The organism is Virgisporangium aurantiacum (assembly GCF_016863635.1).
Lineage (GTDB): Bacteria > Actinomycetota > Actinomycetes > Mycobacteriales > Micromonosporaceae > Virgisporangium > Virgisporangium aurantiacum.
Window position 1 is genome coordinate 128,951 of record NZ_BOPG01000034.1, and the last position, 23,277, is coordinate 152,227.

19 protein-coding genes are annotated in these 23,277 nt (G+C 73.4%); 6 read left to right on the plus strand and 13 right to left on the minus strand.

Annotated elements, in window-relative coordinates; genetic code table 11:
• Positions 1-155: 155 nt before the first annotated feature.
• The 4 genes from ruvB to Vau01_RS28460 are packed head-to-tail and all read right to left on the minus strand — an operon-like array spanning position 156 to position 3,398.
• Complete coding sequence (gene ruvB / locus Vau01_RS28445; RefSeq protein ID WP_203998589.1) at positions 156-1,217, minus strand: Holliday junction branch migration DNA helicase RuvB; 1,062 nt, start codon at positions 1,215-1,217, stop codon at positions 156-158.
• Positions 1,214-1,816, minus strand: coding sequence for a Holliday junction branch migration protein RuvA (ruvA, locus tag Vau01_RS28450; protein WP_203998592.1), 603 nt, complete (start codon positions 1,814-1,816; stop codon positions 1,214-1,216). Before ruvA ends, ruvB begins: the two co-directional genes overlap by 4 nt.
• A complete protein-coding gene (gene ruvC / locus Vau01_RS28455; protein ID WP_203998594.1) occupies positions 1,813-2,340 on the minus strand; it encodes a crossover junction endodeoxyribonuclease RuvC in 528 nt (175 codons plus the stop codon). Before ruvC ends, ruvA begins: the two co-directional genes overlap by 4 nt.
• Positions 2,341-2,396: 56 nt before the next feature.
• Positions 2,397-3,398, minus strand: a complete 1,002-nt coding sequence (locus tag Vau01_RS28460) for an acyl-CoA dehydrogenase family protein (RefSeq protein WP_239151920.1) — start codon at positions 3,396-3,398, stop codon at positions 2,397-2,399.
• A gap of 28 nt (positions 3,399-3,426) precedes the next feature.
• Here Vau01_RS28460 and macS point away from each other — a divergent pair, with 28 nt between their 5' ends.
• Complete coding sequence (gene macS / locus Vau01_RS28465) at positions 3,427-4,545, plus strand: MacS family sensor histidine kinase (protein WP_239151921.1); 1,119 nt, start codon at positions 3,427-3,429, stop codon at positions 4,543-4,545.
• A 5-nt stretch (positions 4,546-4,550) separates the two neighbouring features.
• Positions 4,551-5,195, plus strand: a complete 645-nt coding sequence (locus Vau01_RS28470; RefSeq protein ID WP_203998600.1) for a response regulator — start codon at positions 4,551-4,553, stop codon at positions 5,193-5,195.
• A gap of 16 nt (positions 5,196-5,211) precedes the next feature.
• On the opposite strand, the gene Vau01_RS28475 is transcribed toward Vau01_RS28470, so the two are convergent.
• From Vau01_RS28475 to Vau01_RS28510, 8 genes are all read right to left on the minus strand, one after another.
• A complete protein-coding gene (locus Vau01_RS28475) occupies positions 5,212-7,584 on the minus strand; it encodes a SpoIIE family protein phosphatase (RefSeq protein WP_203998603.1) in 2,373 nt (790 codons plus the stop codon).
• A gap of 4 nt (positions 7,585-7,588) precedes the next feature.
• Positions 7,589-7,903, minus strand: coding sequence for an STAS domain-containing protein (locus Vau01_RS28480; RefSeq protein WP_203998605.1), 315 nt, complete (start codon positions 7,901-7,903; stop codon positions 7,589-7,591).
• 176 nt (positions 7,904-8,079) lie between these two features.
• Complete coding sequence (locus Vau01_RS28485; RefSeq protein ID WP_308440486.1) at positions 8,080-8,691, minus strand: TetR/AcrR family transcriptional regulator; 612 nt, start codon at positions 8,689-8,691, stop codon at positions 8,080-8,082.
• 17 nt (positions 8,692-8,708) lie between these two features.
• Complete coding sequence (locus Vau01_RS28490) at positions 8,709-10,412, minus strand: MFS transporter (protein ID WP_239151922.1); 1,704 nt, start codon at positions 10,410-10,412, stop codon at positions 8,709-8,711.
• Between the two features lie 584 nt (positions 10,413-10,996).
• Positions 10,997-12,577, minus strand: coding sequence for a phospholipase D family protein (locus Vau01_RS28495; RefSeq protein ID WP_203998610.1), 1,581 nt, complete (start codon positions 12,575-12,577; stop codon positions 10,997-10,999).
• 11 nt (positions 12,578-12,588) lie between these two features.
• Positions 12,589-14,166 carry a phospholipase D family protein gene (locus Vau01_RS28500; protein WP_203998614.1) on the minus strand — a complete coding sequence of 526 codons (1,578 nt, stop codon included), beginning with the start codon at positions 14,164-14,166 and terminating at the stop codon, positions 12,589-12,591.
• 92 nt (positions 14,167-14,258) lie between these two features.
• Positions 14,259-14,813: a Uma2 family endonuclease gene (locus Vau01_RS28505; protein ID WP_203998617.1), complete on the minus strand. Its 555-nt coding sequence runs from the start codon at positions 14,811-14,813 to the stop codon at positions 14,259-14,261.
• A 191-nt stretch (positions 14,814-15,004) separates the two neighbouring features.
• Positions 15,005-15,679, minus strand: coding sequence for a hypothetical protein (locus Vau01_RS28510; RefSeq protein WP_203998620.1), 675 nt, complete (start codon positions 15,677-15,679; stop codon positions 15,005-15,007).
• A gap of 138 nt (positions 15,680-15,817) precedes the next feature.
• Between Vau01_RS28510 and Vau01_RS28515 the strand changes: the two genes are divergently transcribed.
• Positions 15,818-16,318, plus strand: a complete 501-nt coding sequence (locus tag Vau01_RS28515) for a hypothetical protein (protein WP_203998623.1) — start codon at positions 15,818-15,820, stop codon at positions 16,316-16,318.
• Between the two features lie 75 nt (positions 16,319-16,393).
• Complete coding sequence (locus Vau01_RS28520) at positions 16,394-19,144, plus strand: AfsR/SARP family transcriptional regulator (RefSeq protein WP_203998626.1); 2,751 nt, start codon at positions 16,394-16,396, stop codon at positions 19,142-19,144.
• Between the two features lie 2 nt (positions 19,145-19,146).
• On the opposite strand, the gene Vau01_RS28525 is transcribed toward Vau01_RS28520, so the two are convergent.
• A complete protein-coding gene (locus Vau01_RS28525; RefSeq protein WP_203998628.1) occupies positions 19,147-19,560 on the minus strand; it encodes a hypothetical protein in 414 nt (137 codons plus the stop codon).
• Between the two features lie 200 nt (positions 19,561-19,760).
• Between Vau01_RS28525 and Vau01_RS28530 the strand changes: the two genes are divergently transcribed.
• Both Vau01_RS28530 and Vau01_RS28535 read left to right on the plus strand, forming a co-directional pair.
• Positions 19,761-20,735, plus strand: a complete 975-nt coding sequence (locus Vau01_RS28530) for a WD40 repeat domain-containing protein (RefSeq protein WP_203998632.1) — start codon at positions 19,761-19,763, stop codon at positions 20,733-20,735.
• On the plus strand, positions 20,735-23,269 hold the full coding sequence (locus tag Vau01_RS28535) for a DUF7824 domain-containing protein (protein ID WP_203998634.1): 2,535 nt from the start codon (positions 20,735-20,737) through the stop codon (positions 23,267-23,269). The genes Vau01_RS28530 and Vau01_RS28535 overlap by 1 nt, the downstream gene beginning before the upstream one ends.
• Positions 23,270-23,277: the final 8 nt, after the last annotated feature.

Here is a 23,277-nt window from a genome sequence, read left to right on the forward strand (position 1 = left end):
CCGGACGGGGCGCGTCCGGGCGGTAACCGGTTCGCCACGCGAACCGCGGCGAGTCTAGTCGGTGAAACTTCGCGTTGCCTCGGTGCCGTTATCACGGCTTCGTCACGCGCGCGCCACCCGCCACGGGTTCACCCCGCCAGAGGCCAACCGTGACACTAGGGGTCCAGACTAAACAAACCCTCCGGTGCCTGTGTGACCGGCGTCGCTATCTGGGGTGCCAGGGAGCTCGGCGGCGTCCGGCCGAGGTGCCGCCAGGCGTTGCCGGTGGCGACCCGCCCGCGCGGGGTCCGGGCCAGCAGACCGGCCCGCAGCAGGAACGGCTCGCACACCTCGGCAACGGTGTCGGGCTGCTCGCCCACGGCGATGGCCAGCGTCGACAGCCCCACCGGTCCCCCGCCGAAGTTCTCCACCAGCGCGCGCAGCACGGCCCGGTCGAGCCGGTCGAGGCCCAGCGGATCGACGTCGTAGACCTTCAGCGCGGCGCGCGCGGCGGTGAGGTCGACGATGCCGGCGCCGCGCACCTCGGCGTAGTCGCGTACGCGACGGAGCAGGCGGTTGGCGATCCGGGGCGTGCCGCGGGAGCGGCCCGCGATCTCCGTGGCGCCGTCGGGCGTGATCTCGATGTTCAAGATCTGAGCGGACCGGCGGAGCACCCGCTCCAGTTCCGCCGGCTCGTAGAAGTCCAGGTGACCCACGAAGCCGAACCGGTCGCGCATCGGTCCCGTGAGCAGGCCGGCCCGGGTGGTGGCACCCACCAGCGTGAACGGCTCCACGTCGAGCGGGATCGCGGTGGCGCCGGGTCCCTTGCCGACCACCACGTCGACCCGGAAGTCCTCCATCGCGCTGTAGAGCAGCTCCTCGGCCGGCCGGGCGATGCGGTGGATCTCGTCGATGAACAGCACGTCGCCGGTGCCCAGGCTGGTGAGCACCGCGGCGAGGTCACCGGCCCGTTCGATCGCCGGCCCGCTGGTGAGCCGCAGGCCGCTGCCCAGCTCGGCGGCGACGATCATCGACAGCGTGGTCTTGCCGAGCCCCGGCGAGCCGCTGAGCAGGATGTGGTCGGGCGGGGTGCCGCGCCGCAGCGCGCTGTGCAGCAGCACCTCGAGCTGCTCGCGCACCCGCTCCTGCCCGACGAACTCGGCGAGCCGCTTCGGCCGGACGGTCGCCTCGGCGTCCCGGTCCTCCGGTGCCGCGACGGGCGAGGTCTCGTCGCTCACCGACTCGTCCCGAGGAGCCGGATCGCCTGCTTGAGCAGCACCGGAACCGGTGGCGGATCGCCGTCGACCCCCTCGGCGACGGTGGCGACGGCCTGTTCGGCCTGCGCGGGCGTCCAGCCGAGGCCGATCAGGCCCTCGCGGACCTGGACGTGCCACGCGGCCGCGAGCGGCGCGGCCACCGCCGGCACGTCGCCGCCGATCGGGCCGATCTTGTCGCGCAGCTTCAGCACCAGCAGCTCGGCGCCCTTCTTGCCGATGCCCGGCACCCGGGTGAGGGTGCTGACGTCGGCGGTGGCGATCGCCCGGCGCAGCACGTCGGGGCTGTGGACGGCGAGCGCGGCCAGGGCGATGCGGGGGCCGATGCCGCTGGCGGTCTGCAGCAGGTCGAACAGGTGACGGGCGTCGTCGCTCACGAAGCCGAACAGGGTCAACGAGTCCTCGCGCACGACCAGGCTGGTGGCCAGCCGGGCCTCCTCGCCCACCCGCAGGCCGGCGAGCGTGCTGGCCGCGCAGGTGACGGCGAGCCCCACCCCGCCGACCTCGACCACGGCTCCCTCGGGCCCGATCGCGGTCACCCGGCCCCGGACGCTGGCGATCATCGGTAACTTCCCTTCTTCGCGGCTGCGGCAGCCTCCGCCAGTTTGTTCTTCACCGCGCCGCGCCAGGTATGGCAGATCGCGAGCGCGAGCGCGTCGGCGGCGTCGGCCGGCTTCGGCCGCTCGGTGAGCCGCAGCAACCGGGTGACCATGGCCGTCACCTGTTCCTTGCCGGCCTGCCCCGACCCGGTGACCGCGGCCTTGACCTCGCTCGGCGTGTACATCGCGACCGGCAGCCCGGCCCGCGCCGCCGCCAGCAGCGCCACCGCGCCGGCCTGCGCCGTGCCCATCACCGTGCGGACGTTGTGCTGGCTGAACACCCGCTCGACGGCGACCTGCTCGGGGCGGTGGTCGGCGATCAGCCGGGTGAGCTCCCGGTCGAGGTGCAGCAGCCGCTGCGACAGTTCGAGGCCGGGATCGGTCTGCACCACGCCGACGAAGACCAGGTCACCCGGCCGCCCGGGCCGCCCTTCGACCACACCGACCCCGCACCGCGTCAGCCCGGGGTCGACGCCGAGCACCCGCACGCGAGCCCCTCCCGCCACTCGAACATCGGTTCGAGACTAGTACTCCGGTCGCACCGTCAAGCAGGCGACACGCGCGTCAGGCGCGTCAGGAGGGCGGCGCGGATCGACGGGCGGGAGCCGAACGTCTGCAGGAAGATCGCTTCGCGGGCGATCCGCTGGGCGTGGTTGTCCAGCCGCACCGCGCGGCTGCCCGTGTGCACCACGAGCGCGGCCGACGCGCGCAGCACCAGTTCCGACGCGGCTGCCCGGGCCGCTGGCAGCGGTAGATCTGTCGCCGAGGGAGGCGACTGGCGGGCGTCGGGGCCGTCGGCGGTCAGGAGGGCCTCGCGGCAGCGGTCGACCTCGTCGTCGAGCGGGGTCGGGCCGAGGAGCCGGCAGCAGCGGGCCGCCACGCCGATGGACAGGAAGCCGTTCAGCGTGGAGCCGGCGGCCTCCGACCTGGTCCACTCGTCCAGCGGCACGGTGCGGAGGAGGCGGTCGGCCGGGACCGGGTGCCCGGTGAACGTCACCGTCGCCGTGCGGCTGGCGCGGGTGGTCACCACGTCGACCAGGTCGGCCGACATCGTCGGACCGGGCGTCAGGTCGACCAGCAGGTAGTGGACGACGTCGTTCTCGTCGAGCGCGGCCACCTGCACGACGTCGACCAGGCCCCAGCCGGTGACCCAGTCGACGGACCCGTCGAGCCGGTACCCGTCGGCGACCGGCCGGACCCGCACCGGCGCCGGCCCGCGCACCGACGCCATCGCGATGCCCGCCGTCCGCTCCCCGCTCGCCAGGAGCGGCACCCAGTGCGGCGCCCGCTCGGCGACCGCGATCAGCGGACCGTGGTGCTGGATCCAGACGAACGCGGTGGCCAGGCAGCCGCCGGCGAGCGCGGCGGTGACGGCGGCGACGGTCGGGAAGTCCACCGCCGGCGGCGCGAACAGGCCGTACAACCCGGCACCGGCGAGCCGGTCGAAGTGCCCGGCCGGCACCCGGTCGGCCCGGTCGACGGCGAGCGCGGCGGGGAACAGCACGTCGTCGGCGATCTCGACGGCCCGACGGACAAGAGCGGTCACAGGGCGCCAGGGTACTAACGTCGCCATCATGACCTCGGGGACGGCGTTCAGGATCCCGATGTGGCGGGCGCTCGCCGTGTTCCGGTTCACCGCGCTCGTCTACGCGGGCGCGCTGGTGGTCTGGCGCGCCCCCGACTACGAGCACCCGCTCGCCGGCTGGCTGGTGCTGGCCGGCATGGTCGTGTGGACGTTCACCGCGGCCGGCCTGTACCGGCGCCGCGGCTCGAACCGGTGGCCCGTGCTCGTCGCCGACCTGCTCGTCGCGATGGTGTTCGTGCTGGCCAGCCGGTGGATCGTCGGCGGCGCGCAGTTCAAGGAAGGCTTCTCGATCGTCCCGGTGACGTGGCACGGCGCACCGGTGCTGGCGTGGGCGCTGTACGGCGGGCGCCGGCTCGGGCTGCTCGCGGCGGCGATCCTCGGCGCCTGCGACATCTACGTGCGGCAGGAGGTCGGGGTCAGCACGATCACCGGCGCGGTGCTCATGATCCTGGCGGCGGCGAGCGTCGGATACGTGGTGGGGCTGACCACCGAGGCCGAGCACAAGCTGCAGGAGGCGGCTCGGCTGGAGGCGGCGTCGCGGGAGCGGGCCCGGCTCGCCCGCGACATCCACGACTCGGTGCTGCAGGTGCTCGCGATGGTGCAGCGGCGCGGCGCCGAACTCGGCGGCGAGGCGGCCGACCTGGGTCGGCTGGCCGGCGAGCAGGAGGTCGCGCTGCGGGCGCTGGTCAGTGGCGCCACCAGCACGCATACCGGTACGGCGGAGGTCAATCTGGTCGCGAAGCTGGAGGCGCTCTCCGGGCCGGGCGTCACGTTCGCGGCGCCGGCCGGGCCGGTGCCCGTCCCCGGAAACACCGCCGACGCCGTGACGGGCGCGGTGGCCGCGGCCCTCGACAACGTCCGCCGCCACGCGGGCGACGAGCCGCGCGCGTGGGTCCTGGTGGAGAGCGAGCCCGGCACCGTCACCGTCACCGTGCGCGACGACGGCCCGGGCATCCCCGCCGGGCGCCTCGACACGGCGGCGAGCGAGGGACGGCTCGGGGTCAGCCAGTCGATCCGGGGCCGGATCAGCGAGCTCGGCGGCGAGGTGGTGATCTTCTCGGCGCCCGGTCAGGGCACCGAGGTCGAGCTGCGGGTGCCAGTAACCTGACCGGCATGGCGGTTCGCGTGATGGTCGTCGACGACCACCCGATGTGGCGCGACGGGGTGGCCCGTGACCTGGCCGAGGCCGGGTACGAGGTGGTGGCCTGCCTCGGCGAGGGGGCGCAGGCGGTGCGGCTGGCCGCGGCCACCCGTCCCGACGTCGTGGTGCTCGACCTGCAACTGCCCGACCTGCGCGGCGACGAGGTGATCCGGGGCATCCGGGGCGCCCACCCGGAGGCCCGGGTGCTCATGCTCTCGGCGAGCGGCGAGCAGCAGGACGTGCTCGACGCCGTCAAGGCCGGCGCGGCCGGCTACCTGCTGAAGTCCGCCGGCCAGGCCGACTTCCTCGACGCCGTGCGCCGCACCGCCGCGGGCGACGCCGTGTTCACCCCCGGCCTCGCCGGGCTGGTGCTGGGCGAGTACCGCCGCCTGGCCACCACGCCCGCCGACCCGGACGCGCCGGAGCTCACCCCGCGCGAGACCGAGGTGCTCCGTCTGGTGGCGAAGGGCATGTCGTACAAGCAGATCGCCGAGCGGCTGGTGCTGTCGCACCGCACCGTGCAGAACCACGTGCAGAACACGCTCGGCAAGCTCCAGCTCCACAACCGGGTGGAGCTGGCCCGGTTCGCCATCGAGCGCGGCCTCGACGCGGACTAGGACCGGGTCGGCGGGGTCACGCCGCCCGGGCCGCCGGGCCCGGCTTGGGAGCGGTGGGCGGCGGCACCGCGGCACCCTTCGGCACCCGGTCGTGGGTCGTCGCCGGCTGCGGCGGAACGGCCTCGGGCAGGCGGTGGACCGCGAGCAGGCACACGTCGTCCTCCTGCCCCCCGGCCGCGAGCATGCGGTCGGTGACCTCGCGCAGCAGCCGTTCCGGCGTCCGGGCCCCGGTCGCGACCAGGGCGACCAGGTCGCGCATCGACTGCTGGGGATCGGCCGTGCGGTGGTCGACCAGCCCGTCGGTGTAGACGAGCACGGTGTCCCCCGGCGCCAACCGGACCGTGTTCTCGGCGTAGTGGACGTCGTCGGCGAACACGCCGAGGATCATGCCGGACGGGTGGTCCAACTGGACCACCTCACCGCGGTGCCGCAGCAGCGGGGCGGGGTGGCCGGCGTTCGCCCAGGTCAGCTCGTGGGTCTTCGGGTCGTAGACGCCGTAGACCATGGTCGCCAGGTCCAGGTCGCTCACCCGGGTCAGCAGATGGTTGACCCGGCGCAGCACCTCGCCCGGCGCCGGGTCCTCGACCGCGTACGCCCGCACGGCGTTGCGCACCTGACCCATGATCGTGGCGGCCCGCAGGTCGTGGCCGGTCACGTCGCCGACGGCCAGCGCGAACCGCCCGTCCGGCAGCGCGAACGAGTCGAACCAGTCGCCGCCGATGTCGACCCGCTCCACCACCGGCAGGTACGCGGCGACGATCTCCGTCTCCGGCGCCACGGGCAGGCTCGCCGGCAGCATCGCCCGCACGAACATCTGCAGCGCCTGGTGCTCGGCCTCCAACTGGGCGCGGGCGTGATCGGCCGACCGGATCGCCGCCTCGGCCGCCCGCTCCTGCGCCCGCTGGGCGGTGATGTCCTGCAGCGTCCCCCACAACCGCGCCGGCTCGCCGGCCTCGTTCCGGATCACCTCGCCCGTGCCGTAGACGTCGATGACCATGCCGTCCGGGCGGACCAGCCGGAACTCGCCCGCGAACGGTGCCTCGCCGGTGCGCAGCCGCTCGAACTCGCGGGCCATGCGCTCGGCGTCGACCGGGTGCACGAGCACGTCGCCGGTGCCGGACAGGAACGCCACCGGGTCGCCGACGATCGCGGCCATTTGTGCCGAACCGGCGATCGCGCCGGTGGCCAGGTCGATCTCCCAGCTACCCATGCGCGCCAGCTGCTGGGCCTGCTCCAGCTTGCTGGCGAGTTCGGCCGTGGCGCGCAGCGCCTGTGCCTCGGCCTCCAGCTTGGCGAGACGGTGCTGCTCGGAGACGTCCATGACGATCAACGCCACGGCGACGAGGGTCCCGTCGCTGGTGCGCACGGGGTAACAGCTCACGTTCGCGAAGCTCACACCGTCACCCCGGATCGGGACATCGGACGCGGCCGCGCTCTCGCCGGATTCCCTGACCCCGCCGGGCATCGCGCGGACGAGCGGCGGCAACCCGGACGCCTCGGCGAGCGCGATGCCGACGAGCGGCCGGTCGCCATCGCCGGCCAGTTCCTGGAACGCCCGGTTCGCCTGGTGGAAGACCAGGTCGGGGCCGAGCAGCGCGATCGCGCTCGGTGCCGACTCGACGGTGGCGGTCAGTTCGGCCAGCGCGCGCCGGTGCTCCTGCTCCAGCTTCACCCGGTCGGTGATGTCGATCGCCCCCGAACCGACGCCGATCACGGTGCCGTCGGCGTCGCGGATCGGGTAGCGGTTGCTCAGGTAGTGCCGGACGCCGTGCGGCCACTCGACCGGCGCGACGATCGCCTCCTGCGTCTCGCCGGTCTCCAGCACCTTGGCCACGACCTTGTCGACGAGACGACCGATCTTCGCGCCGAACAGTTCGGTCGCGGTGCGGCCGATGTGGTCGGCAGCCGGGATCCCGGTGAACTCGGCGTAGTGGTCGTTGGCGTAGCGGAAGCGCATCCCGCGGTCCATCAGCGCGAACCCGATGGGTGCGGAGTCGAGCATCGGGCCGAGGATCCTGACCTGCTCGGCAAGTCCGTGGGCGCGGATCTCGGCGGCGGCGCGGGCCGCCTCGGTGTCCCGGGACCGGTTGTAGGCCCGCCAGTACACGCCGAGCACCACGACCGCCGCGATCACGAAGCCGGCCAGGTGCGACACCGCGTGGTCGGGCGGCAGGACGAACCGGGCGTATGCCGCGGTGGCGAGCACCGCGGCGGCGGTCCCGGCGGTGAGCCCGCCCAGAATGGACCCGACGGCGACGGCCGCCAGCAGGAGCGATCCGCTCGTGCCCTCGTTGATCTCCACCGTCGCGATCAGGAGCCCGGGTACGAGGGGCGCCAACGAACCGGCCGCGACCCCCCACCCGCCGGGCCGCCCGAACGTGCTCACCATGCGGCTACTCGACGTGGAACAACCGGGTCAGCCCCGTCAGCGTGAGCAGGTTGAGTACCCGCGGGACGGGCGAGCGCAGCACCATCGTGCCGCCGGCGGCCTCGGCCCGCTTGTGCAAGCGGACCAGGACGGCCAGCCCGGTGGAGTCACAGAACGTGAGCTCGCTGATGTCGAGCACCACCCGCCGGCCCAGATCGGCCAGCTCGCCGGCGGTGTGCTCCAGTCGCTCGCACGTGCGGATGTCGAGCTCACCGCTGATCCGCACGACATCGTCACCGACCGGTTGCACCGTGAGCTGGGTGCCCGGGTCCACCGTCATTCCGCACCTCTTGTCCCTGCGCCGGCCCTGTCCGCCTCCGCGCCTGCGTCCATACTGCACCGGTAGGCGACGGGTGTCGCTACACCAGAGCCTGAAACACCGATTCTCGCCCGCACGGTGAGTCACTTGGCACGGCTTCCGGCGCATCCAGCCGGATGGTTACCGCACGTGACCGATCAGGCGGGTGGTGCCGCTCCGGTCAGCACAGCGGCGACCACCCGCTCGGCCAGATCGGGGCCGTCGAGCGCGGGGTTCCAGCGCATGGTGCGCTGCAGGATCATCGGCGCGGTGAGGACCAGCAGAACGACCTCGACGTCGAGGTCCGCGCGGAGTTCGCCGGTGTCGATGCCGCGCCGCAGCACCGCCCGGGTGACGGCACGGCGCGGCTCGATCACCTGCTGGTACCACTCGTGCAGGTCGGGGTTGCGGGCGATCTGCGGCAGGATGCAGGTCATCACCTTGCCGCTGCGGGCGCCGTTGGGCTGGCCGATCTGCGACATCAGCGTGATCAGGTCGGCCCGCACCGACTCGCCGGCGACCTCCGGGATCGGGAGTTTCATGGACGCGACCGCGTCGATCACGACCTGGTCCCGGCTCGCCCAGCGCCGGTAGATCGTCGCCTTGCCCACACCGGCCCGCGCCGCGATCGACTCGATCGAGATCGTCTCGAGGGCGTCGCCGTCGGCGATCATCTCGAGGACGGCGTCGATGATCGCCTGTTCGGACCGGGCACTGCGCGGCCGACCCGGAGAGCGCTTCTCCGAGTCGGCCGCGGCGGCGGTAGTCATGCCGCTCATTATCCCTGCTACGTCCGCGCCGGCTCCGCAGCCGGCGCTTCCTGCGGTGACGTCGCTCCGGCCGGTGCTCCCGCTGTCGCCGTCGCCGCCGCAGTTGCCGCCGCCGCCGTTGCCGCCGGGTCCGCTGTTGCCGCCGGGTCCGCTGTTGCCGCCGGGGCCGGGGCCGACACCGGGGCGCTGCGCCGCGGCATCCACGCCAGCACGACGATCACCGCGACCACGCCGAACGCCGCCGCCACCCCGGCGGCCAGGTGCATCGCGTCGACGAACGCCTCGTTCGCCGGGCCGATCAGGGCCTGCCCGGCCGGGCCGATCTTCTCGGCGACGCCGTACGTCCCGGCGATCGACTCGCCGGCCGTGTGCCGCACCGCCTCCGGCAGCCCGGCGACGGTGTCCTCCATCGAGCCCCGGTACGCGGCGGCGAGGATCGAGCCGAGCACCGCCACGCCCAGCGACCCGCCGAGCTGCCGGATCGTGTTGCTGACCGCCGACCCGACACCGGCCTTCTCCCGCGGCAGCGTCGACATCACCGACTCGGTGGCCGGCGCCATCACGTTGGCCATGCCGGCACCCATGACGAAGAAGATCACGCCGAGGATCCACAGCGGGGTGTCCGTCCCCATGAACATCATGCCGACCAGCGCGACCGTGACCAGCGCGAGACCGGTGGCGCAGATGGCCTTGGGCCCGAACCGCCGGACGAACGCGGCGCTGCGCGGCGCGAAGATCAGCTGAGCCGCGGCGAACGGCAGCAGCAGCAGACCGGACTGCAGCGGTGTGTACCCGCGCACCAGCTGCATGTAGAAGACGCTGAAGAAGAACACGCCCATGCTCGCGAAGAACACCAGGCCGACCGCGCCGACCGCGGCGGAGAACGCCGGGTTGCGGAAGAGCCGCACGTCGAGCGACGGGAACCGCAGCCGCGACTCGAACCAGATGAACCCGGCGATCACCAGGGCGCCGACGGCGATCGTGCCCCAGGCACGCGGCCGGTCGAAGCCGTGCTCGCCGCCGTCGATGATGCCGTAGACGAACAGCACCAGCCCGACGATCGACAGCCCGACACCCCAGATGTCGATCGCACCGGGGTGCGGGTCGCGCGACTCCGGCACCAGGGCGACGACGGCCACCAGGCCGGCGATCACGATCGGCACGTTGATCAGGAAGACCGAGCCCCACCAGAACCGCTCCAGCAGCAGCCCGGCCACGATCGGGCCGATCGCCACCGCCAGGCCGACCGCGCCGGCCCAGACGCCGATCGCCTTGGCCCGCTCCCGCGGGTCGAAGACGTTCGAGATGATCGACAGCGTCGCCGGCATGACGGCCGCGCCGCCGATGCCCATCAGCGCGCGGGCGGCGATCAACTGGGTCGGGTCCTGCGCGTATGCGCTCGCCAGCGAGCTCAGGCCGAACAGCACCAGGCCGATCAGCAGCATGCGGCGCCGGCCGAACCGGTCACCGAGGACGCCCGCGGTGAACAGCAGTCCCGCGAAGACCAGCGTGTACGAGTTGATCGACCATTCGAGCTGGCCCTGGCTGGCGCCGAGCCCCTCCACCGGGTCGGCGATCACCCCCATGGCAACGTTGAGCACGGTGTTGTCCAGCACGACGACCAGCAACGACACGACGAGCACCCCGAGAATCGCCCAGCGGCGCGGGTGCCCGGTGTTGGCTGTGATCTCGTTTCTCGTGGTCGTAGCGGAAGCGCTCACGACCCACCCCCATTAGCGATACAGAACGGTCTCGTTTCTAACGGTGCCCAAGCTATCGTCGCTGGCGACGAAACGGAACGGGTCCGTATCGAAAGTGACGCCGATCACGCGGCGGCGGCCATGCTTGCGGATCTTGGACTCCCGTACGCGCTCGACTCTCGTGGCTTCGGGTCGGCGACCCGGTGCCCGGGTGATTTGCTCGCTTTGTCCAGCCCGCGTAGACCCGGTTTGCGGATCTTGGACTCCGCGCGGGCCTGGGGCACCTCCTGCAGTCCAAGATCGCCGCGGCCCGCCGGCCCGCGCCGACGACCGGGCACGGATGAACATCAACTTCGACGGATGAGGTTCACGAATGCCCGGTGAGCGCTCTGCTGCCCGGACCGACCGCCCGCCGCCAGTGACCGCCCGCCACCCGTGAGCGTTCTGCCGCCGATGGGCGCCCGCCGCCCGTGAAGCGCCCCGCCGCCCGTGAAGAGCCGCCACACCACTGGGCGGCACGCCGCCTTTCGCGTCCTAGGAGGCTAGGATGCGAGTCCCCGGGGCGGCGGTGGGTGGGGGCTGGAACGGGGCACCAGCGGCGGGCACTACCAGTTTTGGGAACGGCGGAGGCGTCTCGGGCGGCCGTCGGGGTCGTAGACGAGGCGGTAGGCGGGCACCGCCCACAACCGGGTCAGCCGTCCCAGCCGCTCGGGCCGATGGTGGCGCAGCCGGCCCTTCGGGCGCTCCCCCACGCGTCCGGCGTCGTACCAGGCGTCCAGTGCGGACGCGGCGGCGTCGATCGCGGCGGCCGCCGACGACGGGTCGAGCAGAGCCTCGTCGTCGGCCCGGTCGAGGTGCTCGCGCATCAGGCGTAGCCGCAGGTCACGGGCGTACACGCGGGCGCCGTCGCCGGTGCCGGCCGGGTCGAGCGGATGCCGGTCGTCGCGGGTGTCGTCGAGGACGGCGCAGGACAGTTCGCTGTCGTGGGTCCACGAACGGCGGTTGAAGTTGTCGCTGCCGACGCTCGCCCACACGTCGTCGACGACGCAGACCTTGGCGTGCACGTACACAGGGTCACCGCGATGGTTCTCCACGTCGAACACGTGCACGCGATCGCCGCCCGCCCGCTGGCATACGGAAAGCGCCTGGGCGCGGCCGACCTGGTTCGGCGGCAGCGCGAACGCGCCGTCGACGTCGGGGTAGCGGGGCACCACGACGATCAGGTGCAACGACGGGTTCTCCGTGAGGGCAGCCGCGAACAGCTGGGCCACCTCGGTCGACCACATGTACTGGTCCTCGAGATAGATCAACCGCCGCGCCCGGCGGATCGCCTTGGCGTAGCCGTGCGCGATCGAGAACTCGCCGTCGGGGGCGAAGTTCGGGTACGCCGTGCGCAGCGACGGGTACGTGCGCAGCACCTGCACGGTGTGCGGGCCGCACGGCGGCGGGTCGGGCGGCTGCGCCGGCAACGGGTCGGCGACCAGGTCGGCGCCGCTCAGGCGGTCGCGGGCCAGGGCGACGGGGCTGCGCAGGTCGAGGCGGGTGGGGTCGGTCCAGCGTTCGCGGAACGACGTGTCGAGCGCGCCGACCACGGGCCCGCGGAGCTCCAACTGGACGTCGTGCCACGGCGGGTTCGAGCCGTACTTCGGCGACATGTTCACCGCCTGCGGGTCACCCGCGTGGGACGCGTCGTCGCGCCGGCTGTGACACAGGTCGATGCCGCCGGCGAACGCGACGTCGCGTTCGGGAGATTCGGGGTGACGCAGGACGACCACCTTCTGGTGGTGCGAGCCACCCCGGCGGACCCGTTGGTCGAGCAGCACCTCGCCGCCGGCCGCGCGCACGTCGTCACCTAAATGTCTGTTCTCCTCCTCGCTGAACTGCATCCGGTCGAGGTGTGAGCGCCACATCAGTCCCTTGACGACCACGCCACGCCGCGCGGCGGCGGCGAACAGGTCGGCGACGGTGGGGCCGTCGTCGCGGAGGAGCTGGTCGGGGTCGCCGCGCCAGTCGGTGAAGAACAGGTGGTCGCCGGCCTTCAGGGCCTCGACCTCGCCCACGAGCCGGTCGAAGTAGGTCGATCCGTGGACGAGCGGCTCCACCCGGTTGCCGGCGACGTGCGCCGGGATCGCCGTGGCCGGGTTTCTGCGTTCATCGGCTGTGAGCAGCCAGTCTTCGACATGCATCAGGTCACCACCTACCAAGCGCGGCGCATTCGTTTGCGCCACGGTCGGCCGTCCGGATCATAAACGATCTTGTAGACGGGCGTCGCCCACAGCCGGGCGAACGGGCCCAGTTTCTGCGGGTGGTGACGCCGCAGCCGCCCCGGCGGACGCTCGCCGACCTGGCCGCCGGCATACCAGGCGTCGAGCGCGTCGGCGGTCGCCTCGATCTCCTTCACGGCTTCGTCGGGGTCGATCAGGGACTCGTCGTCGGCCCGGTCGAGGTGCTCGCGCATCAGGCGCAGCCGCAGGTCACGGGCGTAGACGCGGGCGCCGTCGCCGATGCCGGCCGGGTCGCTCGGTGCGCGCTCGTCGCGGGTGTCGTCGAGGACCGCGCAGGACAGCTCGCTGTCGTGCGTCCACGACCGGCGGTTGAAGTTGTCGCTGCCGATGCTCGCCCACACGTCGTCGACCACGCAGACCTTGGCGTGCACGTACACCGGGGTCCCCTCGTGGTTCTCCACGTCGAAGACGTGCACCCGCTCGCCGCCGGCCCGCCGGCACACCTCCAGCGCCTGCGCGCGGCCGACCTGGTTCGGGGGCATGGCGAGGGCGCCGTCGACGTCCGGGTGCCGGGGCACGACGACCACCAGGTGCAGGTCGGGGTTGGCCTTGAGCGCGCGGGCGAACAGGCGGGCCACGTCGATGGACCACATGTACTGGTCCTCGAGGTAGATCAACCGCCGGGCCCGCTTGATCGCCTTCGAGTACCCGCGGGCGATCGACCGCTCGCCGTCGGGTGCGAACGGGTACCGCGGCTTGGTCGCCGGATACGTGCGCAGCACCTGCACCGCGTGCGACCCGGCCGGCGGCGGGTCGGGTGGCTGCGGCGGCAGCGGCCCGGGGTCGAGGTTGGCGCCGCGGATCAGGTCGTGCAGCCAGGCGATCGGGCGGCGGGTGGCGGTCGACGTCGGATCGTTCCACCGCTCGCGGAACGACGTGTCGAGCGCGCCGACCGCGGGCCCGCGGATCTCGACCTGGACGTCGTGCCACGGCGGATGCTCCCCGTACCGCTTCGACATCGGCACGGCCTGCCGGTCGCCCCGGTGCTCCGAGTCGTCACGCCGGCTGTGGCACAGGTCGATGCCGCCGGCGAACGCGATGTCGCGTTCGGGATTGTCGAGGTGACGCAGGACGACGAGCTTCTGGTGGTGCGAGCCGCCCCGGCGCACCCGCTGGTCGAGCAGCACCTCCCCGCCGGCCGCTTCGACCTTCTCGCTGACCTCGCGGTTCTCCTCCTGGCTGAACTGGCCGATGTCGAGGTGCGACCGCCAGAGCAGCCCGCGCACCACGACCCCACGCTTGGCGGCGACCCGGAAGAGCTCGACCATCGTCGGACCGTCGTCGCGCATCAGCTGATCGGGGTCGCCCCGCCAGTCGGTGAAGAACAGATGGTCGCCGGGGCCGAGCGCCTCCACCTCGTCGACCAGCCGGCTGAAGTAGTTCACGCCGTCGACGATCGGGGTGGCGAGACTGCCTTCGCACCACGCGGGCAGCAGGGTGCGGCGGTTACCCCGCTGCTTCGGCGTCAGGAACCAGTCCTCGATCTGCACCGATGTGGGATTCCCGTCTGTGCGGCCCGTCGAAACAATCCCCGTGGTGGGAAGGATCATCCCGGGGTTCCGCCAGGTGCGAACCTGGGCAGTCAGTCGGTGTTGCGTTTGGCCGCGTACTCGGTATCGAGCTCCGACAGCAGCCGGGTCTGCTCGCGAACATACGCGGGGTGACCGCCGGAGAGGGTCAGCCGGTGGATCAGCACCAAGGCGTCGTCGTCGGCGCGATCCGGGGTCTGCTCGACGATCCAGTACTCCGGGATTCCCCGCTGGGCGTACCAAACAGCCTTGTCGGTGTACTCGCCATTTTCCGAGTGTTCGGAGACGATCTCGATCACAAGGCTGAACGCGGAACCGGGCAGATTCGAGTAGGCCGCCAGGCCCGGAGGCAAGTGGCTGACGACGCCGAGATCGGGAAGCCGGTTGTCGCGCGGCCGGTCACCGCGGACGCCGGGATCCTGAAGGACGTTGGCTCCCACCGCGTGGAGCATCAGCAGCAGGCGACGAGCGATCACCTTATGCCAGTAGCTCGACGGGGTCATGATGACGAGGTTTCCCTCGTGCAGTTCATACCGGTATCCCTCGGGCAGCGACGCCAGATCGTCAACGTCGAGTTGCTCGATCGGCGGCAGCATGAGGCCGGTCATCGCTCGTCACCACCTCCTGGGGCACCAAGCTTAACCTCGGTTCGGCTGACTCAGCCCGAACGCCGACAGTCTCATCGTCCGCCAACGGTCACGGACGATCATATACGTTCACACTCGTTCTATCTAGGTTCTCCGTGTCGGGCGCCGGGGCGGACCGGACGGGTCTGCCCCGGGCAAGACGGACCTGCGGCCTACCAGACGCAGACCACGTGGACGGAACCGTTGCCGTCCACGTAGGTGTCGCAGTGGGCGACGACCCAGTCCACGATGCTCCTGACGAGGTCGACGAACCAGTCGATGATGTCGTCGAGGAAGCTCCGGGCGTTGAAGTACACCGATTTCGGCCCGGAACCGCCGGAGCCGGCGACCAGGTCGCCCAGGGTCATCCGGGCGTCCGGCTGGTCGACGGTCCCGAGCACCGTGATGCCGTCGACGTGCTTGCCGGCCAGCACCGCGTCGATCTGTGCCTGGGTCGGCGGCTTGTCGCTCCGGGCGGTGACGACGGCGCGGTCGATCCGCGCGGCCGGATCACCGCTGACGAGTTGCGCCAGCGTGGACAGGTCGCCGAACGTCAAGTTGCCGGACCGCTCGGACATCGTGAACGTGTCGATCCTCAGCGCGCCGGCCGCGTCGACGATCAGCCGGTCCGTGGTGACGAGGGCGCCCTCGCCGTACCCCCAGGTGCCCGCCGCGCACCGGAACGGGCCGCGCGTGGCGCCCTCCGGATCCGTCGAGCGCCCGCCGCGCTCCTCGACGACGCATCCCGACGCGCCCTTCGCCGCCGCGACGGTCGGCGCCACCAGGATCAGCCCCGCCAGTGTTCCGCCCACGACGGTCAGCACCGCCAGGCGATGTGTCAGCCGCATGCCTCTCTCCTCTCCCTCGAATCCGGAGCCAGCACCATGGCAGCGCGCACTGAACCCGGGCTGGAACGCTCCCGGCCGCCGCTCCAGCACCGTTTCAGCCGGTGCCGGCAGGGTCGCGGCAACCGGAGGGAGACAACAATGAAGATCGCAACGGCCCTGGCGACGGTCGCACTCGTCACCGTGACCGGCGGTGCCGCCCGGGCGGAGCCCCCGCGGCAGGCGCCGGCCGTCGTCGAGCTTCCCGGTGGCGTCGAAATGCTGATCGGGGACGTCGTGGAGCAGGTGGAGCGCGCGCTCGGTCGGCGGTTGGGCCCACCAACGACGGCGATCGCCGCGGACGCCGGCGGACGGGCGTTGACGACCGCCGAGGTCGTCGAGGTGCTGGTCGGGAAGCGGCCGGCCGGCGTCACGGTGCTGGGCGTGGCGACGGACGGGCAGCTGTCCGACGCGACGATCGGCGACGTCGGCGACGGGGTCGTCGACGGGCGGGCGGCGCGCCCGATCTGGGCGTTCGGCGGCGTCTCGTTCATCGCCGGTAGCTGGGACTTCTTCGGCCTGACCTGCTGGGTGGTCGGCGGCACCGGGCACGTCACCTGCGCGCTCGTCGAGACGTTCCCCCGACCGACGACGGAGCCGTGACAAGGGAACGGTGGATATCGATCGCTACGCTGACCGCGCCGGTCTGGAATCGACGGTGCGAGGACGGTGGAGCGCGTGCAGGTACGGCTGCTGGGGCCGCTCGACGTCACCCGCGCCGGCCAGGTGGTGGAGATCCCCGGCCTGCGTCGCAAGGCGGTCCTCGCGGTGCTGGCGCTGCACCCGGGCGACGTCGTCCGGGCCGACCAGCTCATCGACCTGGTCTGGGCCGGCTCGCCACCGGCGACGGCGGCCAACACGCTGCAGAGCCACGTGTCGTACCTGCGCCGGGTGCTCGGCCACGCGGCCATCGTCGCCCGACCGCCCGGTTACCTGCTGAGCCTCGGCACCGACGTGCAGGTGGCCGACGGGCTGATCGGTGCCGCGAAGCGGGTCGGCGACCGGGCCGCGGCCCGATCCGACCTGGAGGCGGCGCTGGCGTTGTGGCGCGGGCCCGCGCTGACGGACACGGTCGGCGTCCCCTGGTTGGAATGGCAGGCCGAGCGCCTCACCGAACTGCATCTGGACGCCACCCTCGCCCTCGCCGAGATCCGCCTGGAAACCGCGGACCACGACGGGCTCGCGGCGGAGCTCGAACAGCTCGCGCGCCAGCACCGGTGGAACGAACGGCTCCACCGGTGCCTGATGCTCGCCCTCTACCGGGTGGGCCGGCAGCGGGAGGCACTGGCGGCGTACCAGCGCCTGCGGCGGTCCCTGGACGAGGACCTCGGCATCGCGCCGAGCCCGCCGCTGCAGGACCTCGAGGTCGCGATCCTGCGCCAGGACCCGGTGCTCGGCGCGCGTCCCCCGGTGAAGGGCACCGCGGTGGTCCCCGCTCAGCTTCCCGCCGGTACCAACGCCTTCAGCCGGCGCCGGGCCGAGCTCGCCTACCTGGACTCGCTCGTGGGCGACGGGGCGGCGCACGGCGTGCCGATCGCGGTGATCTCCGGGATGGCGGGCGTCGGCAAGACCGCGCTCGCCGTCCACTGGGGTCACCGTGTCGCCGACCGGTTTCCCGACGGCCAGCTCTACGCGAACCTGCGCGGGTTCCACCCGACCGGGCCGGCGCTGGACCCGTCGGACGCGCTGCGCGGCTTCCTCGACGCGTGCGGCGTCGCCCGGGAGCGGATCCCGGCCGGGCTCGACGCGCAGGCGGCGCTGTTCCGCAGCGTGGTGAACGGCAAGCGGATGCTCGTGGTGCTCGACAACGCGCGCGACGTGGACCAGGTGCGCCCGCTGCTGCCCGGGTCACCGTCCAGCGCGGTCGTGATCACCAGCCGGAACCGGCTCGCGGAACTGGTCATCGCCGAGGGCGCCCGTCCGCTGGCACTGGACCTGCCCAGCCGCGACGACGCCCGGGAGCTCCTGGTCCGCCGCCTCGGCGCCGACCGGTTCGCCGCCGAACCGGAGGCGACCGCGGAGCTGATCGCGCGCTGTGCCCGGCTGCCGCTCGCGCTCGCGGTCGCGGCGGCCAGTTGTGCGATCCATCCCGAGCTGTCCGTCGCGGCCGTCGCGGCGCAGCTCGGCGGCGCCGCGGGCGTGCTGTCCGCACCGAGCGGCGCCGACGGGGGTGCCGACGTCCGGGCCGTGTTCTCCTGGTCCTACCGGACACTCGGCCGGGCCGCCGCGCGCCTGTTCCGGTTGGCGGGCCTGCATCCGGGCACCGACATCTCGGCCGCCGCCGCGGCCGGACTCGCCGGCCTACCAGCTGCGGAGACCGGCCGGTTGCTCGCCGAACTCGCCCGCGCGCACCTGCTGACCGAGCCGGAACCCGGCCGCTACGCGTTCCACGACCTGCTGCGCGCGTACGCCGCCGAACTGGCGCTCCAGGAGGAGAGCGGGCCGGACCGGGCCGCCGCCGAACTCCGGCTGGTCGACCACTACCTGCACAGCGCGATCGCGGCGGCCACGCGTCTCGATCCGCGCGGCGAAACGATCGACGTCCCGCCGCCGGCGGTCGGTTGCGCCCCGGTGGACCTGCCCGATCACGACCGGGCGACGGCCTGGTTCGTCGCCGAACGATCGGCGCTGCTGGCGACGATCGCGCTGGCCGCCGGGCGCGGACTCGACGGTCACACCTGGCGGTTGGCCCGGGCGATGCAGGGCTTCCTCGACCGGTGGACCTACTGGGAGGACCAGGCCGCCAACCAGCGCCTGGCGATCGACGCGGCCGGACGCGAACGCCTGCCGGCCGTCGAGGCCAACGCCCAGTGCAGCCTCGCGACCGCGTACGCCCAACTGCGCCGCTTCGACGCCGCGCAGCAGCACCTCGAACGCGCCTTCGACCGCTACGGGCAGTTGCCCGACGACGAGGGGCAGGCCAAGGTCCAGTACCAGTTGGGCTGGCTGGCCAACCAGCAGGGTGACGCCGACCGGGCACTGCGCCACGCGCGGCTGGCGGTGCACCTCTACCGCCGGGCGGGCAACGAGGTCGGCGCCGCGCGGGCGTTGAACTCCCTGGGCTGGGACCACGCGCTGCGGGGCGACCACCTGCGCGCGCGGAGCCGGTGCGAGCAGGCGCTGGCCCAGCTGCGACGGCTCGGCGACCGCCGGTTCGAGGCGGCCGCCTCGGACAGCCTCGGCTTCATCCACCACCACCTCGGCGACCACCGGTCGGCAATCGACCGGTACGAGCAGGCGGCCCGGATGTACCGCGAGATCGGCGACCGCTTCTACGAGGCGGACACGCTCCACCACCTCGGCGACGCCCGCCTCGCCGACGGCGACCGGGCCGCCGCTGCCGCCGCCTGGCGCGCCGCGCTGGCCGCGTTCCCGGATCCGACCCATCCGGACGCGCAGGCCGTCGCCCGCAAGCTCGCGGACCGGTGACGCTAACGGATCGGCGGCGTGTTGGGTTGGTGCCAGGTCGGGCAGCCGGGCGGCAGATCCGGGACCGTGCAGTCGACGACCACGGTGAAATCCTTGAGCTGGCAGGCGTACCAGTAGGGCACCGGTTCCTTCAGCGTCGAACCCGCCGCCGCGCACGCGTCCCAGAGCGATTTCGCGCCGGGCCCGCGATACCCGCACTCCCCGGTGCCGGCCGCGCAGTCCACCTCGCCGGCGCCGAAGGCGCATCCGTACCGGTCGGCGTCCTCGTCGTAGGAGCCGTGGAACGACGCGCAGATCGTCTTCAGCTCGGCCGTCCGGATCGTCACCGGACCGGCCGATGCCGGCCCGGCCGGGGCAAGACCACCGGCGAACACGAGGACGACCAGCAACCGGCGTAACGTGCGGACCCTGCTCACGCTGTTCCTCCTTCACGGCCTGGCGGGGACTCTGCCACCGACCGCTGAAACGGCGCTGGAACGCCGTCGACTTTGGACGGATGCGGCGGCGCCCGGCCCCGCCGTACCGTGCGCTCATGACGAACGCGACCCGGCTACCGTGGGCCGCGTGAACGGGCCCGGTAGGATTTGGCACCGTCGATCTCCGGGAGCCGCACACGATGCCCTTCAAGCCCCTGACGGTGATCGAGGGGCCCGGCGAATGGGTCGGTACCCTCGCGTTCAGCCCTGACGGCGCCACCCTCGCCAGCGGTTCCGGCGACCGCACCGTCAGGTTCTGGGACGCCCGCACCGGAGAGCCGAAGCAGACCTTCTGGCGGGCCCCCGAGAAGGCCCTGTACATCGGGAAGGTCGCCTACGACCCGTCCGGCACCCGCCTGGCGGTCTCCACCGGCACGCGCACGGTCCGTATCTGGGACCTGTCCGGGACCGCGAGGCGGCCGCAGACCCTCACCGGACGCGTCCGGTACTCCTTCGACGTCGTCCGTGACATCGCCTTCAGCCCCGACGGCGGTCACCTGGCGGTCGGCTACTCCGACGGCCGGCTGCGGATCTGGAACACGCGTACGGGCGGCCAGGTGGCCGGCTTCCGGGACCGGCGGCGCATGCGCCGGGAGATCGCGGGGCTGGCGCCGCGCACCGGCGGCGTGTACGCCGTCACCTATCTGCCCGACGGCGAACGGATCGCGGTCGCCGACCGGGTGCCGTCGGTGAGCCTGTACGACGCGGCCACCGGGTGCCGGCTGACGCGGCTCGGCGACCCCGCGTTCGAGCTCGAGCGGGACATGAACGCCGTCGCCGCCCACCCCGACGGCACGCTGCTCGCGAGCGCCGATTTCGACCTGGACAGGAGGGTCGGCGACATCATGCTGTGGGACCTCCCCAGCGGGACGGCGCGGCGGCTGCGACGCCGCCACACCGGCGTGATCAACCGGCTCGTCATCAACCCGGCGGGCACCCTGCTGGCCAGCGTCGCCAACGTCGATCCGGTGCACCTCTGGCACCTGCCGTCGGGCGAGCACGCGGCCACCCTCACGGGTCACCGGGGTTCGGTGCGCAGCGCCGCCTTCCATCCCGACGGCAGCATCCTGGCCACGGGCGCCGACGACACCACGATCCGGCTCTGGAGCATGTGATGGCCGACCTGGCGGCGCTCGTCCGGACCGGTCCGCCCGGGGCGGTCGCCGCGGCGGTGAGCGGTCTCGATCCGGCCGGGCGGCGGGCGGTGGCCGCGGCGCTGCCGGGGTTGGTCCGCGAGCTGACCCGGGACTGGTGGTACTCGGGCTGCGAGGCGTCGCTCGCGGTCGCGGCCGTCGGGTGCATGCCGACCGCCGCGAAGGCCGCGGCGCTGCTCGCGCGCCGCACGATCCAGATCCGGGGGGACGCGGTGGCGCCGGCCGTCGCGGTGGCCGGGCACCACGGCGTCGGCTGGCTGGCCGACCTGGCGTACCGGCTGGCCGCCCGCGCACCGGGAACGACCGTCGAGTTCGTCGCGGGGTTGATCGCGCACGAGAACGCGCCGCCGCCGCGCGACGACGACTTCGCCCTGGCCTGGCTGCGGGGCATGATCTTCGGCGACCGGGAGACGCCCCTCGTCGACCGGCTGCGCACCGACCCGTTCCTCGACGCGCTGCTGCCCCGGATGTTCGAGGTCGACCGCCTCGGCGCGGACTTCAACGCCGGCACCAACGTGTACCGGACGGGCGCCGGGCTCGTCCGCGTCGACCTGCCGCAGGCCCTGGCCGCGCTGGCCGCCGAGGGCCGGCTCGATCGCGACCTCCTGCTGGACGGATGTGTCGCGCGGCTGCTGCGCGGCGGCAAGCCGGCCGACCTCACCGGCTACGTCGCCCTGCACGACCGGCTCGAACCCACCGCGGCCGAGGCGACCGCGCGCACCGCCGACTACCTGCGGCTGCTCGCCGACGGTCCCAACGCCGCGGCCGTCATGGCGCAGAAGCGGCTCCGGGCCACCGGTGCCGCCGAGGTCGACGCGGTGCTCGACGCGTCGCGGGCGGTGCTGGCCCGGCCGGAGAAGCCGCTGGCGCGCACCCAGCTGATCTGGCTCGACCGGCTGGCCCGCGAGCATCCCGCCCGCGCCGCGGAGATCGCCGCCGTGGCCGCGGTCGCCGCCGACCATCCGGCCGTCGAGGTCCGCGACCGCGCGGCGGCGCTGGTCGCGAAGCATGCGGGGCCGGCGGTCGCGGTGGTCGCGCCCGTCGCGGTTCTTTCGGGGGACGCGCTACAGCCGGCGTCGGGACCGGCACCCGTGCCACCACCGATCGTGGACCCGGACGAGCTGGCCGAGGAGATCGCCCCGTTCGTCCGCTCGATCTACGACCGCGACGGCGGGCCCGCGGCGATGACGCTGGAGCGGATCCTCGACGGGTGCGTCCGGCTCGCCGGCGACCGGCTGGGCGCCGCCTTCGGCCCGGTGCTCGTCCGGCACCGGCTCAGGTTGGAGGCCGGTCCGTACGCCGACAGCTGCGTCGCCGACCTGCTCGGTGACGCGCTGCACGCCGCGTCGGGCGTCCCCCGTCCCGTCGACGACCCCGTGCGGACCGCGATCGGGTTCGTGCGGCGACCGGCCCGCGACCGGGAGCCGGCGCCCCAGCGGATGATCATCGAGCGGCTGGCCGAGACCGCGAAGCGGGTCCGGCCGGGCGGCCCGCCCCTGCTCGCGACGCCGACACACGCCAACGGCTCCGTCGACCCGGCGGCCCTGCTCGACCGGCTCGCGGCGTCGGCGGGAACCGGTCGCGAGCCATGGCCGACCGACCTGGCCCAGGCCCTGCTGCGCCTGCCCGCCGGCGTCGACGAGGCGACGGCGCGCGCGGCCGAGCGGCTGCGGACCCCGGCCGGCGACCGGACGGCCGCCTGGCTGCGGGCCGGCGGCCTGCCCACACCCGAGTCGCGCACGGTCGAGGTGACCCGCCGGGCCGAGGGCCGCTTCCCCGGCGACATCGACTGGATGCCCGAACGCCGCATCGCGGTCGCGACCGGTCCGCCGCCCGGGTACGACGACCCGACCGGGCTGCTCACCCGGCCCACCTCTGACACCGGCGAGTACCTGCCGCTGTGGTCGAAGTTGTGGCCGGCGGTGCTGCCCGGCTACCGGGAACTCGTCGCCGCGTGGATGCTGCCGTCGATCGCCGGCGGGGCCCAGTTCCGCCAGCGCCCGCACGAGACCGGGCCGGTGCTGGTCGACATCGCCGCCTGCACCGGCGCCGGCGGGCCGGCCCTCGCCCTGGCACTCGCCTACGGCCTGGCCGCGAAGCACGTGACCGACCGGGTGGCCGCGGTCGACGCCCTGCTGGCCCTGGCCGGCGCCGGCGACCTCGACGCGCCTGCCACGGGCCGTTGGATCGGTGTGCTCGCCGCGGCGGGCATGCTCACCGCGTCCCGGATAGAGCGTCCGCTGCGCGACGCCGCGGCGGCCGGTGCCCCCGCGACCACCTGGCGGTTGCTGGCGGCGGCCCTGCCCCCGATCCTGGCGCTGCCGAAGCCGCCGCCGGGGGCGCCCGACCTGCTGACCCTGGCCGCGGAGACCGCGGCCGCCACCGGCCTCCCGATCGAGGTGCCGGGCCTGGCCGAGGTGGCCGCCCTCGGCACGAAGACCCGCCTGGTGACGGAGGCGCGGCGCCTGGACCGGGCGCGGAAACCGGGCGCCTAGACTCTGCC

Excerpts from the sequence above, each read along its gene's own strand:
- ruvA (WP_203998592.1), bottom strand. The coding sequence starts at position 1,816 with ATGATCGCCAGCGTCCGGGGCCGGGTGACCGCGATCGGGCCCGAGGGA.
- macS (WP_239151921.1), top strand. The coding sequence starts at position 3,427 with ATGACCTCGGGGACGGCGTTCAGGATCCCGATGTGGCGGGCGCTCGCC.
- Vau01_RS28470 (WP_203998600.1), top strand. The coding sequence starts at position 4,551 with ATGGCGGTTCGCGTGATGGTCGTCGACGACCACCCGATGTGGCGCGAC.
- Vau01_RS28475 (WP_203998603.1), bottom strand. The coding sequence starts at position 7,584 with ATGGTGAGCACGTTCGGGCGGCCCGGCGGGTGGGGGGTCGCGGCCGGT.
- Vau01_RS28480 (WP_203998605.1), bottom strand. The coding sequence starts at position 7,903 with ATGACGGTGGACCCGGGCACCCAGCTCACGGTGCAACCGGTCGGTGAC.
- Vau01_RS28485 (WP_308440486.1), bottom strand. The coding sequence starts at position 8,691 with ATGACTACCGCCGCCGCGGCCGACTCGGAGAAGCGCTCTCCGGGTCGG.
- Vau01_RS28495 (WP_203998610.1), bottom strand. The coding sequence starts at position 12,577 with ATGCATGTCGAAGACTGGCTGCTCACAGCCGATGAACGCAGAAACCCG.
- Vau01_RS28505 (WP_203998617.1), bottom strand. The coding sequence starts at position 14,813 with ATGACCGGCCTCATGCTGCCGCCGATCGAGCAACTCGACGTTGACGAT.
- Vau01_RS28510 (WP_203998620.1), bottom strand. The coding sequence starts at position 15,679 with ATGCGGCTGACACATCGCCTGGCGGTGCTGACCGTCGTGGGCGGAACA.
- Vau01_RS28515 (WP_203998623.1), top strand. The coding sequence starts at position 15,818 with ATGAAGATCGCAACGGCCCTGGCGACGGTCGCACTCGTCACCGTGACC.
- Vau01_RS28530 (WP_203998632.1), top strand. The coding sequence starts at position 19,761 with ATGCCCTTCAAGCCCCTGACGGTGATCGAGGGGCCCGGCGAATGGGTC.
- Vau01_RS28535 (WP_203998634.1), top strand. The coding sequence starts at position 20,735 with ATGGCCGACCTGGCGGCGCTCGTCCGGACCGGTCCGCCCGGGGCGGTC.